Raw genomic sequence first — 12998 nt, 5'->3', positions numbered from 1 at the left:
TAGTCGGCAGATTAGGTGTAGCTGCCCGATCCCCCTATGGCAACGAGTGACAAATTAGTAGACATTTAACGCCATGAATCTGGAGAAAAGCCCATGAGCAAAAAAATTGCAGTGATCCTTTCCGGCTGTGGCGTCTATGACGGCGCCGAGATCCACGAAAGCGTGATCACCTTGCTGCGTCTCGACCAGCGCGGGGCGCAGGTCCAGTGCTTCGCCCCCAACATTGCCCAGTTGCATGTGATCAATCACCTGACCGGCGAGGAAATGCCCGAGAGCCGCAACGTGTTGGTGGAGTCGGCGCGGATCGCCCGGGGCAACGTAAAGGATTTGCGTGAAGCCAGGGCCGAGGATTTCGACGCCTTGATCGTACCCGGTGGTTTTGGCTCGGCGAAAAACCTCTCCAACTTTGCCGTCGAAGGCGCCGGCTGCACCGTCCAGCCAGAGGTCCTGGCCTTGACCGAGGCCTTTGCCGAGGCGGGTAAACCGGTCGGGCTGATCTGCATCTCCCCGGCCCTGGCGGCCAAAATCTATGGCCCGGGGGTGACGTGCACCATCGGCAACGACCCGGACACGGCGGCAGCCGTGGGCAAAATGGGTGGCACTCACGAAGACTGCGCAGTCACCGACATCGTCGAAGACCGCGCGCGCAAATTGGTCAGCACCCCGGCCTACATGCTGGCCCAGAACATCAGCGAAGCGGCCTCAGGCATCAACAAGCTAGTGGACCGGGTGCTGGAGCTGACGCACGAGAATGACGCCTGACACCAGCGCCATCCTTGTGGGAGCGGGCTTGCTCGCGAAGGCGTCGGTTCAGTTGGCATCTCTGTCGGCTGACACACCGCCTTCGCGAGCAAGCCCGCTCCCACAAGGGGCTCCAGGCAAGATTTAAGAGGCTCGGGCCAAGCGCGTCAATATCCGGTCCAAAGCATTGGCAAACCCCTGCTTGTCCCGCTCGCTGTACGCCGCCGGGCCGCCGCCCATATGGCCCTGTTCGCGCAAGTCGGTGAACAGGTTTCGCACCGCCAGTCGCTCGCCCATATTTTGCGCATCGAACTCCTTGCCTCGCGGGTCCAGGGCCGCGACACCCTTCTTCACCAACCGGTCGGCCAGGGGCACGTCGCTGCAGATCACCAACTCACCCGGCACGGCGTGTTCCACCAGGTAGTCGTCCGCCGCGTCGGGGCCGCTGGGCACCACGATCAATTTCACACAGGCCAGGGCCGGCTTGATCTGCGGTTGACCGGCCACCAGCACCACCTCGAACCGGCGCTTCAGGGCGAACTTGACCACCAGTTCCTTCGCCGCCTTGGGGCAGGCATCGGCGTCGATCCATACGCGCATTGTGTTGTTTCCTCCAAATAAGAGCATCGCGGGCAAGCCTTGCTCCCACAGCCAGCAATTACCTGTGGGAGCAAGGCTTGCCCGCGACTATGAGCGCAGCGAATGTTTATCAGGAAACCTGGACCCGACGCTTCTCCGCCACCCAACTGCGCCCATACAGCACCACGATCGCCAGGATCGCCACCACTTGAGCGGCCAGCGAATAGGCATCGGCATGAATGCCCAGCCAGTCGAAGTCGAAGAACGCCACCGGGTGGGTGCCGAAGATCCCGGCTTCCTGCAACGCCTTCACGCCATGGCCGGCAAACACCACCGACAGTGCGCACAGCAACGCGGCGTTGATGCTGAAGAACAGCGCCAGCGGCAGTTTCGCCGAGCCGCGCAGGATCACCCAGGCCAGCCCCACCAGCAACACCAGCGCCGTCGCGCCGCCGGCCAGCACTGCGTCATGCCCGGCAGGACCCGCTTGCAACCACAGGGTTTCGTAGAACAGGATCACTTCGAACAGTTCGCGATAGACCGAGAAGAACGCCAGGATCGCAAAACCAAACCGACCACCGCCGCCCACCAAGCTGCTCTTGATGTAATCCTGCCAGGCCGCCGCGTGACGACGGTCGTGCATCCAGACACCCAGCCACAGCACCATCACACTGGCGAACAACGCCGTCGCGCCTTCGAGCAGCTCGCGCTGGGCGCCGCTGACGTCGATCACATACGCCGCCAGCCCCCAGGTCGCCAGGCCGGCCAGCAGCGCCAGGCCCCAACCGACGTTGACGCTGCGCACCGCCGACTGCTGACCGGTGTTGCGCAGGAACGCCAGGATCGCCGCCAGCACCAGGATCGCCTCCAACCCTTCACGCAGCAGGATCAGCAACCCGGAGATGTAGCTCAGCGACCAGCTCAAGCCATCGCCACCCAGCAGGCCGGCGGACTCCTTCAGCTTGGCCTTGGCCGCGTCCAGGCGCTGTACGGCCTGCTCCACCGGCAAACCGTCCTGCAACGACTGACGGTAGGCCATCAGGGCCTTTTCGGTGTCCTTGCGCACGTTGGCATCGACGTTGTCCAGCGAGCTTTCCACCAGCTCGAAACCTTCCAGGTAAGCCGCTACCGACAGGTCATAGGCTTGGTCGTGGTCACCGGCGCGATACGCCGCGATGCTTTTATCCAGGGTGGCGGCCGTGTAGTCGAGCAACTGCGCCGGGCCACGTTGCACCTGCGGCGGCTGGGCGCGCTGGGCACGGAATGTCGCCGCCGCTGCGGGGCCTTGCGCGGCGAGCACTTCGGCCGGGGTCTGGCGCGCCAGGTCAGCGAGATTGAAGACCTGTTCGCTTTTGGCCGCGGCCGGGTCGGCGCTGAAGCTGGCGATATAGGTTGCCAGGTCCCAGCGCTGACGGTCGTCGAGCTGATCGGCGAAGGCCGGCATGTCGGTGCCTTCGATGCCCATGCCGAGGGTGTTATAGATTGCGTAGAGACTCAGGCGATCCAGGCGCTGGGCGTCGCGCAAGTTGGCGGGCGGCGGTTCCAGGCCAACACCGGCAGGACCGTCGCCGGCACCGTTGGCGCCGTGGCACACCGAGCAATTCTGCGCATACAGCGGCGCGCCACGGGTGGGGTCGGGCGTGATGACCGGTGCCTGGCTGACTTCATACGCTACCGCCAGCTTGGCCCCCAGTTGCCGCGCCAGGCGCGCAACATCGCCGCCGTCCTGGCGCTGGGTGATCGCCGTGCGCAAGGTACCGACGCCCTGGACCAGCTCAGTCTTTTCCGGCTTGGCCGGCAACCCGGCGACCAACCCTTCCAGCGCCTGGGTAAATTCCAACTGCTCGCGGTACTCCGCCTCGTCGATGACCTTGCCCGCCTCGACCGTCGCCGGGTAATCCGCCCCGATGTAATCCAGTAAATGCAGCGCCTGGGGGGCACTCTCGAGGGTGTCGGCCTGCAGCGCAGTGCTGCACAAAGCAAGCAATGGCAGTACAAGCCAGGCCAGGAAACGGTACGGCGCAGTCATGAATGACTCTCAGTTGGTAATAAGAAGTAACACATTGTTCACTTCCAATGGCTTCGGCTCAAGGGCGGATGTGGCTTGGGAGCCGATTTTCATCGGATTTTCATGCTTTGGAGGTGATGTCACAAAAACAGCATTTAGGAATTGAAAAGCCATTACATAGCCAAGCGCCATGTTTATAATCCCGCCGCCTTCTTATTGTTAGATGGCATAAAAGCTCCTCTTTTAATGAGGAACCGACAGCGTACCGACGCTTGTCCGTGGGATCGCTCCAGCCCGACCCGCACACCCCGGCTGCTATCAGGGAAGAAAATGTTCATGGCATCCCGTGCCGTTCTTTCGGTCGCCCTCGGCGCGATCACCTTGTTGTCCGGCTGCTCGGCCTTTCGCAACTATGACAGCGAATTGGCCCAGACCAACCAGCAGTTGGCGTCCGGCAATGTCGACGGCGCGTTGACCCTGCTGGAAAAGAACAACTCCAGCCAAGACAAGGACCTGCTGTATTACTTCGAGAAAGGTGAGCTGCTGCGTGCCAAGGGCGACTTGTCCGGCAGCCAGACCGCCTGGAGCAGCGCCGACCAACAAGTTGCCCAGTGGGAAGATGCGGTCAAGCTCGACACGGCCAAGTACCTGGCCCAGTTCGGCAGTTTCCTGGTCAACGATAAAGTCCGCCGCTACGAAGGCTACGACTACGAAAAGGTCATGCTGACCACGCAGATGGCCCTGAATCTGCTGGCGGTGAATGACTTCGACGGCGCGCGGACCCAGATCAAGAAGACCCACGAACGCGAAGCGGTGATCGCCGACCTGCGGGACAAGGAATACCTCAAGCGCGAGGAAGAAGCCGAGAAACAAGGGGTCAAGACCGAATACAAGGACCTCCAGGGGTACCCGGTGGCCAGCCTCGACGCCCCGGAAGTGGTCAGCCTCAAGAACAGTTACCAGAGCGCGTTCAGCCATTACCTGGCCGGTTTCGTCTACGAAGCCCTGGGTGAAAAGGACCTGGCCGCACCGGGTTATCGCAAGGCCGCCGAACTGCGCCCCAACACACCGTTGCTGGAGCAGGCCCTGCGTGACCTCGACAAGCCCGCCGCCAAGAGCGACGACAGCGACATCCTGATCGTGGTGCAGAGTGGCCTGGCACCGTCCCGGGATTCGATCCGCATTCCCTTGCCTTTGCCAATCAGCGGCAACCTGGTCATCACGCCGTTGTCGTTCCCACTGATCAAGCCAGACACTTCCACGGCCACCTTCGGCCAGATCGGTGTCGACGGCCGCCAGCTGGACCTGACCCAACTCAACAGCACCACCGCCATGTCCCGTCGGGCCCTACGCGACGACATGCCGGGCATCATCCTGCGCACCACCGTGCGCGCCGTCACCCGTGGCGTGGCGCAAAAGCAGATCAACGAGACCAATCCCCTGGCCGGCCTGGCCGTCGGCCTCACCTCGGCGGTATTCGAAGGGGCCGACACCCGGACCTGGCGCACCCTGCCCGACTACACCCAGGTGGTGCGCCTGCGCCTGAAGAAAGGCGAGCACCAGGTCACCTTGCCAAGTGCCGTGGGCGGCTCGGTGGTCAAGGTCACCGTCGACCAGCGCTACCAGGTCATCAGCCTTCGCGCGGTGGGTAACCAAGTGTTCGCCGGCGGCCTCGCGGCCCAGGTGATGCCAAGCGCCAACCCGACCGCCATTGCCCTCAAGCAACCTTAAGAACGGAGTCTTGTTCACATGCGTTTAAAACTGATCGCCGTCGGCGCCCTGGCCTTGCTGGCCGGTTGCGCCACCCCTCCGCCACCGGAGCCGGGCAGCGCCGCCAGCAAGGTCGTGGCGATGGGCAAGACCAAGAACATCGTGGTCGGCGCCATGCGCGTGGCCCGGGAAAACGGCTACATGACCGTCAATGTCCAGCTGAGCAACACCAGCTACAACAACAAGACGATGTACTACCGCTTTGCCTGGTTGGGGCCGGAAGGTTTTCCGATCGCCGAGGAAGAAACCTGGAAAAGCCTGACGCTGTACGGCGAACAGACCAGCTTCCTGCCGGCCATCGCCCCGACGCCCAAGGCCGTGGACTTCCGCTTGGAAATCAATACCCCTTAAAAACGCAAAAAAACTGTGGGAGCGAACTTGCTCGCGATAGCGCTGGATCAGCCAGCCATGATGTGACTGACACACGGCTATCGCGAGCAAGCTCGCTCCCACAACAAACGCCCGAGTGACGCGTTATCCCTTTTTCAGTTTTCGAGAGCCCTTACATGTTCGTACGCATTTCATCCCTCGCCCTCGCCGCCCTGCTGGTCAGCGGCTGTGCCAACAACTCGCCGGTCCTGGGCAACAAGAACATCAGCTACGGCGATACCAAGGCCGTGGAAACCGTGACCAACGAGTTCGGCTCCACCGACCTGCAAATGATCGCCGAGTCCATGACCCGCTCCCTGGCCCAGTCCGGCATCCTGCAGGGTCGCCCGGTGGTCCAGGTCTATGACGTGAAGAACAAGACCAGCGAATACATCGACACCCGCGAAATCACCACCAGCATCAAGACCCAGCTGATGAAGACCGGCGCTGCCCGTTTCGCCAGCGACAACACCGCCATGGACAGCCAGGTCGACCAGCTCAAACTGCAGAACCAGAGCGGCCTGTACAAGAAAAGCACCGTGGCCAAGACCGGCAACATGATCGCTGCCAAGTACCGCCTCGAGGGCTCCATCAGCTCGATCGTCAAGCGCAGCAGCGACTACAAGGACGTCTTCTACAAATTCAGCCTGCAATTGATCGACGTCGAGAGCGGTCTGGCCGAGTGGATGGACGAAAAAGAAATCCGCAAGACCACGGAGCGCTAAGCCATGCGCACATGGATAGGCATCATGGCCCTGGCCTGCGCATTCAGCGCGCAGGCGGCCCCAAAAGTCGCGGTGACCGACCTGGCGTACCAGGAGCGGGTGGAGGAATACATCCACACCGTTTCAGCGCAGAGCAACTTCCAGGCGAACCCCTACAGTGCCAGCGCTTCCTCGAGCTACGACGAGATGGAAGCCACCAGCAGCTACATCGAGCAGGGCGAACTGCGCAAGTTCACCGGCGACATCAAGGGCGAGATCCTGCGCAGCGGGATGTTCCAGCTGACCCAGGGCACGCCCCACACGGCGGCGTCCAATGGCGACGTCTATGACGTCATCAAGCGCATCAAGGCCGGTAACTTCAAGGGTGCCGACTACGTGCTGTTCGGCACGGTGTCGGACATCGACTTCACCCGCGACATCAACGAACTGGCCAACACCGACAGCTACTCGGCCGTGCTGGCGCTGACCCTGGTGGCGGACTTCAGCCTGATCAACACCAAGACCTACGAAATCACCTCGGCCTTTACGGCCATGGGCGAAGGCCAGGACACCAAGTTGTTGAACCACCGGGACGTGCGCATCAGCCTCAACCGTCCACGGGTGGTGCGCGAAGTGTCCAAGGCCCTGGGTGAAGACGTGGCGCGGCAGCTGAGCGAACAGCTCGGTGGCCCGAGCTACCAACAGCCCGGCGAGCCGATGCAGCGCAACAATCTGCCCCGGGATACCGCGCCGGTGATCCTGCGCTGAATAGCTGAGCGAATGCTCTGTGGCGCAGAGGTCTTGTGGGAGCAAGGCTTGCCCGCGATACAGGCGATGAGTTCTTCCAGAAATCGAGTCGCCTGCATCGCGGGCAAGCCTTGCTCCCACAAAGTAACCTCGCCACAGGTTTTGCTTTACACCGCAGCCTTGCGAATCGTCGCGAGCAAGCCCGCCGCGCCAATGAACATACCCGCGAAGGCGCGGTTCATCCGCCGTTGCTGGTTCGGTGTGCGCAACAGGCGCAGGACTTTGGACGCCAGCCCGGTGTACCCGGCCATGACGATGAGATCGACGACGATCATTGTGACGCCCAGGATCAGGTATTGCGGGATCAACGGTGCATGGGGATTGATGAACTGCGGCAAAACCGCCAGCATGAACACCAGCGCCTTGGGGTTGCTGACGTTGACCAGAAAGCCGCGAAACACCAGTGCCAGGGGTTTGCCGATGGGCCGCGGGGCCGCGTCATCAGTCATGTCACCGGGAATGGCTCGCCACTGCTTGACACCCAGGTAGACCAGGTAGGCCACGCCGAACCACTTGATCGCATAGAACGCGGTGGCCGACGCCGTGAGGATCGCGCCAACACCGGCGGCGACGATCACGATTTGCAGCGCCAGGCCCAGTTGCAGGCCCAGGGCATTCCAGTAACCGCGCCAAAACCCGTAGCGCAAGCCACTGGACATCGATGCAATGGCACCGGCGCCCGGGGAAAGACTGATCACCCAACAGGCGGCGAAAAACGCCAGCCATGTTTCCAGCACCATTGCACACCTCGGCTCGGACTCGTCGAAAACGACTAAGCTAATGCGCCGCCGCAGGATTGACCATCGCTTTTTTGCAAAAAAAAGCCTATCGGCGAGGCCAGGTTATTCGACGAACCCACCCACCGGAAACGCTTCGCTGCCACGCCAGCGCCGTACCGAACGCTGGAAGAACAGACTGTTGGGCACTTGCACCATGGCGCTGCCGGTGCCGAGCTCCTCGGGTTCGATCAGCGTGGTGTACAGCAGATTGATCGCCACCACACGCCCTTTGATGCCGGGCTTGTCGGTGGTATCCACCAACTCGACCACATCGCCCAGGCGAAACGGTCCGACGGTGTAGATCAACACGGCGCAGAACAGGTTGGACAGCACGCTCCAGATGGCGAAGAACGCCACCGCTGCCACCGCGACAAAACCCGACAGAGCCGTCCACAGCACCGTGGCCGAGACGCCCAGGCGTTCGAGCACCACCAGCACCGCAGTCCCCATGATCAGCCAGCGCAGCACGCCACGCAGGATAATCACCAGTTGGGGTGGAAGCGGGTAACGCTCACCCAGGCCCGTGAGCGCACGCGCGACGAAGCGCTGCGAGACATAACCGGCCACCAGGATCAGCAGGATTTGCACACCGAGCCAGATCGGCTCGATCCACATGACAGGGACAGGCAACGCCAACGCTTCCATCAGGACAACGCCTCCAGCTCCGCTTGCAGGTTTTCCAGCAGTTCCAGCGCTTGCATCCACGCCTCCTCGAGCTCCGCTTCCCGAACCTTCAGCTTGGCCTGTTCGGCCAGCAGGTCACGCAACTCATCCTTGCGCGCCGCCTCGTAGAGACCGCTGTCGCCCAGGCTGGTTTCGATTTTCTTCAGCTTTTCATGCAGCTTGCCCAGCTCGGCTTCGAGCTTGTCGGCCTCGCGCTTGTGCGGCGCCAGTTGCTGGCGCAATGCGGCGGCGGCCTGGCGCTGGGCCTTTTTGTCGGTCTTGTCCGGATTGACCGGCGTGCTGCTGACCGGCGCGTTGCGCTGGCGGTATTCCACCAGCCAACGGGCATAGTCTTCCAGGTCACCGTCGAACTCCTCGACCTTGCCGTCGGCGACCAGGAAGAAATTATCCGTGGTGCTCTTGAGCAAATGCCGATCGTGGGACACCACCAGCACCGCGCCAGTGAATTCCTGCAAGGCCATGGTCAGGGCCAGGCGCATTTCCAGGTCCAGGTGGTTGGTCGGTTCGTCGAGCAGCAACAGGTTCGGCCGGCCCCAGGCGATCAACGCCAGCGCCAGGCGCGCCTTTTCGCCACCGGAGAAATTCAACACCGGCTCGTCGATGCGCGCCCCGCGGAAATCGAAACCACCGAGGAAATCGCGCAGGGTTTGCTCGCGCTCGGTTGGCGCCAAGCGTTGCAGGTGCAGCAGCGGGCTGGCCTTGGAGTCCAGGGAGTCGAGCTGGTGCTGGGCGAAATAGCCAACGACGGTGTTCTCGCCTCGGGTCAGGCGGCCAGCCAATGGCTGGAGTTCGCCCGAAAGGTTCTTGATCAGGGTCGACTTACCGGCACCGTTGGGGCCCAGCAGACCGATCCGTGCACCCGGGGTCAGTTGCAGCTTGACCTTCTCCAGCACGGTCTTGTCGCCATAACCCAGGCGCGCGTCGGACAGATCGATCAACGGGCTGGAAATCTTGGTCGATTCACGGAAGACAAAATCGAACGGTGAATCGACGTGGGCCGCCGACAGCTCTTCCATCCGCTCCAGCGCCTTGATCCGGCTCTGGGCCTGGCGGGCCTTGGTGGCCTGGGCCTTGAAGCGGGCGATGTAGCTTTCCATGTGCGCACGTTGCGCCTGTTGCTTCTCGTAGGCCTGCTGTTGCTGGGCCAGGCGTTCGGCACGGGCGCGCTCGAAGGCACTGTAGCCGCCGCGGTACAAGGTGAGCTTGCGCTGGTCGACATGGGCCACGTGATCCACCACCGCGTCGAGGAAATCGCGGTCGTGGGAAATCAGCAGCAGCGTGCCCGGGTAACCCTTGAGCCAGTCTTCGAGCCAGATGATGGCGTCGAGGTCCAAGTGGTTGGTCGGTTCATCGAGCAGCAGCAGATCCGAAGGGCACATCAGGGCCTGCGCCAGGTTCAGGCGCATCCGCCAGCCACCGGAGAAGTCCCCGACCTGGCGGTCCATCTGTTCATTGGTAAAGCCCAGGCCGGCGAGCAACTTGCGCGCTCGGGCATCGGCGGTATAGCCGTCGGCACTGTCGAGTTCCGCGTGCAGGCGGGCCTGTGCGGCACCGTCGTGGGCCGCTTCGGCCGCCGCCAGGTCGTGTTGCACCTGGCGCAGGCGCAGGTCGCCATCGAGCACGTAGTCCACCGCCAGACGATCGAGGGTGTCGACCTCCTGGCGCATGTGAGCGATACGCCAGTCGGCCGGCAGCAGGCAATCGCCCGAGTCCGGGTGCAGCTCGCCTCGCAGCAAGGCGAACAGGCTCGATTTGCCGGCGCCGTTGGCACCGATGAGGCCGGCTTTGTGGCCGGCGTGCAGGGTCAGCTCGGCGTCTTCTAGCAGACGTTGCGGGCCACGCTGTAAAGTCAGGTTCTGAAGTCGGATCATAATGGCGGCGGAGTCTACCAGCTTCGCTCGCAACTGGCGCGAGTAGCACGATGTCCCCTGACCTGTGGAGTTTCTCCCTCGACCTCTATGCCAAGCCTGGCGTAGAGCCTGCGTGCCTGACGCTGCAGAGCGCCGGCGTCAATGTCTGCCTGCTGCTTTGCGGACTGTGGCTGGAACGACGCGGCGTGGCCTGCAATGAACAACGGCTGCAACAGCTTCGACAATTGACCGAGCCTTGGGAGGCAGAGGTGGTAAGGCCCTTGCGCGCGCTTCGCAGCCAGTGGAAAACCGGTGCCCGGCAAGACACGGCACTCGATAGCCTGCGCGAACAGGTCAAGCGACTGGAATTGGAAGCCGAACGACGATTGCTGGAACGATTGCAGGCGGCGGCCGAGGATTGGCCTGAGGAACAAGGGAACGATTCAGCGCTATGGCTGCAAGGGCTGGCGGCGAATGCCGAACCAGCGAGCCGCGACGCGCTGCATCAGCTGCGCGTCGCGGTGTCCGGCACTTAGGAAGCGCTGGTTGGGGTGCTGCTGGTGGTCGGCGCAACGGCGGCTGGGCTGGTCGCCGAGGCCGGAGTGCTGGCGGTAGGCGCAGGCGTCGCGGTCGGAGCCGGAGCCGGTGTCGCAGGCTTGGCGGCTGGCGCAGTCGCAGGTTTTGCAGCGACTGGCTTTTTCACGGCCGGTTTAGCGGCGGGCTTGGCGGCAGCTGGCTTGGCCGTAGCGGGCTTGGCAGCTGTTGGCTTCGCGGCAGCAGGTTTGGCAGCGGCTGGTTTGGCAGCCGTTGGCTTCGCGGCAGCAGGCTTGGCAGCGGCTGGTTTGGCAGCCGTTGGTTTGGCAGCCGTTGGTTTCGCGGCAGCAGGCTTGGCAGCGGGTTTAGCCGCCGCTTTGGCAGCGACGGGCTTGGCAGCCGTTTTCGCAACAGGCTTGGCCGCAGCCGTTTTGGTTGCCGCAGGCTTGGCAGCAGGTTTGGCGGCCGCAGGTTTGGCAGTGGATTTTACCGCCGCTTTGACAGCCGGTTTAGCAGCAGCGGTTTTCGTCGCGGCAGGTTTCGCGGCGGCGGTTTTAGCGGCAGGCTTGGCTACAACTTTTGTCGCAGGTTTAGCGACAGGTTTAGCGGCGGCTTTTACAGCGGGCTTGGCAGCGGCAGGTTTAGCGGCCGCCGTTTTTGCGGCGGGCTTGGCAGCAGCCTTGACGGCTGGTTTTTTTGCCGCAGGTTTTGCAGCGCTGGCAGCGACGGGTTTGGCAGCCGGTTTGCTCGCCGCCTTGGCCGGTGCTTTGGCGGCGGGCTTGGCAGCGACTTTGGCCGGTGCTTTTGCCACGGCGGGTTTAGCCGCCGGCTTCTTGGCCGATACAGCGGCAGGCTTGGCAGCACGAAGCGACAGCGCCTTGCCCGCAGCTTCTTGCACACGACCGACACCCTGGGCCAGTTTCAGGCTTTCCTGGGCATCACGCTTGAGTTGCAAAATGTAGGCGCGGGTTTCGGACTGACGATCCTTCAAGGCATCGAGCAGGTCTTCGAGCTCTTTCACGATATCTTTGGCCTTGGCTTGCGCCTTGGCCTTGCCAGCGGTAGCTGCGTCTTGCAATTTGGTGCGCGACTTGTGCAGTTTTTCCTGCGCTTTACCGCGTTGCTTTTCCAGTTTGGCGAGCAGTTTTTCAGCATCAGCCAGGGCTTGGGAGCAGGCGTTTTCCAGATGTTCGAGCAAGCTGCCCGAGAGTTGTTGGAGCAAGTGCAACGGAGTGTTTACAGGCTTCTTGGTGGCCGACATGGTTTACCTCCTGACTGACGTGAGTGCGGCTCATACTAGACCTCTGCTGCAACCGCCGCTAGGGCATGTTGACAGTACACAAGACGTTGCGTTGCAAGGGACGAAAAATCTTCTGCGCCAGTGCCTTGGCAATCCACCTCTACAGATATCGACACTGGCATAATTCCTCGATTCGAGGCCGGAGAGCACACATGTCGCGTCACCTGTTTTTATTCCTGTGCATGGCTTGCGCCACGGTCCAGGCCGTTGAAAAAACCAGCGCAAACGATGCCCACGATCTGGCTTACAGCCTGGGCGCCAGCCTCGGCGAACGCCTGCGCCAGGACGTGCCGGACTTGCAGATCAAAGCCTTGGTCGAAGGTTTGCAACAGGCCTACCTGGGCAAACCGCTGGCCCTGAAAGATGAACGCATCGAACAGATCCTGGCCGAGCACCAGGCGCAACTGAACGCGCCATCGACAACGCCGCAGGCCGAAGCTGCGTTGAAAACCGAGCAGAAATTTCTCACCGAAGAAAAAAACCGGCCCGGTGTCCAGCAACTGGCTGACGGCATTCTGCTGACCGAAATCAAGCCGGGCCATGGCGCCAAAGCCAGCCCTCACGGCAAGGTCCAGGTGCTGTATACCGGTCGATTGCCAGACGGCACCGTCTTCGATTCAAACCGCCAGGCACAGTGGTTCAATCTTGACAGTGTGATTGATGGTTGGCGCAGTGCATTGCCGCAAATGCCGGTCGGCGCGAAATGGCGGCTGGTGATTCCGTCGTCCCTGGCCTATGGCGCTGAAGGGGCCGGGGATGTGATCCCGCCGTACACACCGTTGGTGTTTGAAATCGAGTTGCTGGGCGCGACGACCTGACGCCGGCCCTGGCCCAACGAAAAACGGTGCGCAATGCGCACCGTTTTTTCATGAC

General features: G+C 62.4%; 14 protein-coding genes. 7 read left to right on the top strand and 7 right to left on the bottom strand.

From position 1 onward, the window contains the following. Positions 1-93 precede the first annotated feature (93 nt). The gene (gene elbB / locus IB266_RS22860) at positions 94-762 is read left to right on the top strand and encodes an isoprenoid biosynthesis glyoxalase ElbB (RefSeq protein ID WP_192262564.1); all 669 of its coding nucleotides are present in this window, start codon (positions 94-96) and stop codon (positions 760-762) included. Positions 763-885: 123 nt separating this feature from the next. Here elbB and IB266_RS22855 read toward each other — a convergent pair whose 3' ends face one another. From IB266_RS22855 to IB266_RS22845, 3 genes are all read right to left on the bottom strand, one after another. Then, on the bottom strand, positions 886-1341 hold the full coding sequence (locus IB266_RS22855; protein WP_192262562.1) for a YaiI/YqxD family protein: 456 nt from the start codon (positions 1339-1341) through the stop codon (positions 886-888). A gap of 109 nt (positions 1342-1450) precedes the next feature. Beyond that, a complete protein-coding gene (locus IB266_RS22850; protein ID WP_192262560.1) occupies positions 1451-3349 on the bottom strand; it encodes a cytochrome c/FTR1 family iron permease in 1899 nt (632 codons plus the stop codon). Positions 3350-3358: 9 nt separating this feature from the next. After that, positions 3359-3520: a hypothetical protein gene (locus IB266_RS22845; RefSeq protein WP_160320217.1), complete on the bottom strand. Its 162-nt coding sequence runs from the start codon at positions 3518-3520 to the stop codon at positions 3359-3361. Positions 3521-3664: 144 nt separating this feature from the next. Here IB266_RS22845 and IB266_RS22840 point away from each other — a divergent pair, with 144 nt between their 5' ends. The 4 genes from IB266_RS22840 (at position 3665) to IB266_RS22825 (ending at position 6939) form a co-directional block, all read left to right on the top strand. Continuing rightward, positions 3665-5059, top strand: coding sequence for a COG3014 family protein (locus IB266_RS22840; RefSeq protein ID WP_060743111.1), 1395 nt, complete (start codon positions 3665-3667; stop codon positions 5057-5059). 18 nt (positions 5060-5077) lie between these two features. Continuing rightward, positions 5078-5449, top strand: coding sequence for a YcfL family protein (locus IB266_RS22835; protein WP_003206754.1), 372 nt, complete (start codon positions 5078-5080; stop codon positions 5447-5449). Between the two features lie 155 nt (positions 5450-5604). Continuing rightward, a complete protein-coding gene (gene lpoB, locus IB266_RS22830; protein WP_003177333.1) occupies positions 5605-6192 on the top strand; it encodes a penicillin-binding protein activator LpoB in 588 nt (195 codons plus the stop codon). Between the two features lie 3 nt (positions 6193-6195). After that, positions 6196-6939 carry a penicillin-binding protein activator LpoB gene (locus IB266_RS22825; protein WP_072405997.1) on the top strand — a complete coding sequence of 248 codons (744 nt, stop codon included), beginning with the start codon at positions 6196-6198 and terminating at the stop codon, positions 6937-6939. 146 nt (positions 6940-7085) lie between these two features. Here the strand turns inward: IB266_RS22825 and rhtB are convergent, their stop codons facing one another. The 3 genes from rhtB to IB266_RS22810 all read right to left on the bottom strand — a co-directional run bounded on the left by rhtB (position 7086) and on the right by IB266_RS22810 (position 10312). Beyond that, complete coding sequence (rhtB, locus tag IB266_RS22820) at positions 7086-7718, bottom strand: homoserine/homoserine lactone efflux protein (RefSeq protein ID WP_192262558.1); 633 nt, start codon at positions 7716-7718, stop codon at positions 7086-7088. Between the two features lie 102 nt (positions 7719-7820). Further along, on the bottom strand, positions 7821-8402 hold the full coding sequence (locus tag IB266_RS22815; RefSeq protein ID WP_060740109.1) for a mechanosensitive ion channel family protein: 582 nt from the start codon (positions 8400-8402) through the stop codon (positions 7821-7823). Beyond that, on the bottom strand, positions 8402-10312 hold the full coding sequence (locus IB266_RS22810) for an ATP-binding cassette domain-containing protein (RefSeq protein ID WP_192262556.1): 1911 nt from the start codon (positions 10310-10312) through the stop codon (positions 8402-8404). Before IB266_RS22810 ends, IB266_RS22815 begins: the two co-directional genes overlap by 1 nt. A gap of 50 nt (positions 10313-10362) precedes the next feature. Here IB266_RS22810 and IB266_RS22805 point away from each other — a divergent pair, with 50 nt between their 5' ends. Continuing rightward, a complete protein-coding gene (locus IB266_RS22805; RefSeq protein WP_192262548.1) occupies positions 10363-10827 on the top strand; it encodes a TIGR02444 family protein in 465 nt (154 codons plus the stop codon). Here the strand turns inward: IB266_RS22805 and IB266_RS22800 are convergent. Continuing rightward, positions 10824-12086: an AlgP family protein gene (locus IB266_RS22800; RefSeq protein ID WP_192262546.1), complete on the bottom strand. Its 1263-nt coding sequence runs from the start codon at positions 12084-12086 to the stop codon at positions 10824-10826. The genes IB266_RS22805 and IB266_RS22800 overlap by 4 nt on opposite strands. A gap of 191 nt (positions 12087-12277) precedes the next feature. Here IB266_RS22800 and IB266_RS22795 point away from each other — a divergent pair, with 191 nt between their 5' ends. Beyond that, on the top strand, positions 12278-12943 hold the full coding sequence (locus IB266_RS22795; RefSeq protein WP_192262544.1) for an FKBP-type peptidyl-prolyl cis-trans isomerase: 666 nt from the start codon (positions 12278-12280) through the stop codon (positions 12941-12943). Positions 12944-12998 lie beyond the last annotated feature (55 nt).

It is taken from the genome of Pseudomonas sp. Pdm06 (genome assembly GCF_014851795.1).
Taxonomy (GTDB): Bacteria; Pseudomonadota; Gammaproteobacteria; order Pseudomonadales; family Pseudomonadaceae; genus Aquipseudomonas; species Aquipseudomonas fluorescens_AA.
Note: the sequence above shows the minus strand (reverse complement) of the source record. Positions and strands in the feature narration are given on the sequence as shown.

Bases quoted from the DNA above. Each gene is read 5' to 3' on its own strand.
- elbB (WP_192262564.1), top strand. From the start codon at position 94: ATGAGCAAAAAAATTGCAGTGATCCTTTCCGGCTGTGGCGTCTATGAC.
- IB266_RS22855 (WP_192262562.1), bottom strand. From the start codon at position 1,341: ATGCGCGTATGGATCGACGCCGATGCCTGCCCCAAGGCGGCGAAGGAA.
- IB266_RS22850 (WP_192262560.1), bottom strand. From the start codon at position 3,349: ATGACTGCGCCGTACCGTTTCCTGGCCTGGCTTGTACTGCCATTGCTT.
- IB266_RS22845 (WP_160320217.1), bottom strand. From the start codon at position 3,520: ATGGCGCTTGGCTATGTAATGGCTTTTCAATTCCTAAATGCTGTTTTT.
- IB266_RS22840 (WP_060743111.1), top strand. From the start codon at position 3,665: ATGGCATCCCGTGCCGTTCTTTCGGTCGCCCTCGGCGCGATCACCTTG.
- IB266_RS22835 (WP_003206754.1), top strand. From the start codon at position 5,078: ATGCGTTTAAAACTGATCGCCGTCGGCGCCCTGGCCTTGCTGGCCGGT.
- lpoB (WP_003177333.1), top strand. From the start codon at position 5,605: ATGTTCGTACGCATTTCATCCCTCGCCCTCGCCGCCCTGCTGGTCAGC.
- IB266_RS22825 (WP_072405997.1), top strand. From the start codon at position 6,196: ATGCGCACATGGATAGGCATCATGGCCCTGGCCTGCGCATTCAGCGCG.
- rhtB (WP_192262558.1), bottom strand. From the start codon at position 7,718: ATGGTGCTGGAAACATGGCTGGCGTTTTTCGCCGCCTGTTGGGTGATC.
- IB266_RS22815 (WP_060740109.1), bottom strand. From the start codon at position 8,402: ATGGAAGCGTTGGCGTTGCCTGTCCCTGTCATGTGGATCGAGCCGATC.
- IB266_RS22810 (WP_192262556.1), bottom strand. From the start codon at position 10,312: ATGATCCGACTTCAGAACCTGACTTTACAGCGTGGCCCGCAACGTCTG.
- IB266_RS22805 (WP_192262548.1), top strand. From the start codon at position 10,363: ATGTCCCCTGACCTGTGGAGTTTCTCCCTCGACCTCTATGCCAAGCCT.
- IB266_RS22800 (WP_192262546.1), bottom strand. From the start codon at position 12,086: ATGTCGGCCACCAAGAAGCCTGTAAACACTCCGTTGCACTTGCTCCAA.
- IB266_RS22795 (WP_192262544.1), top strand. From the start codon at position 12,278: ATGTCGCGTCACCTGTTTTTATTCCTGTGCATGGCTTGCGCCACGGTC.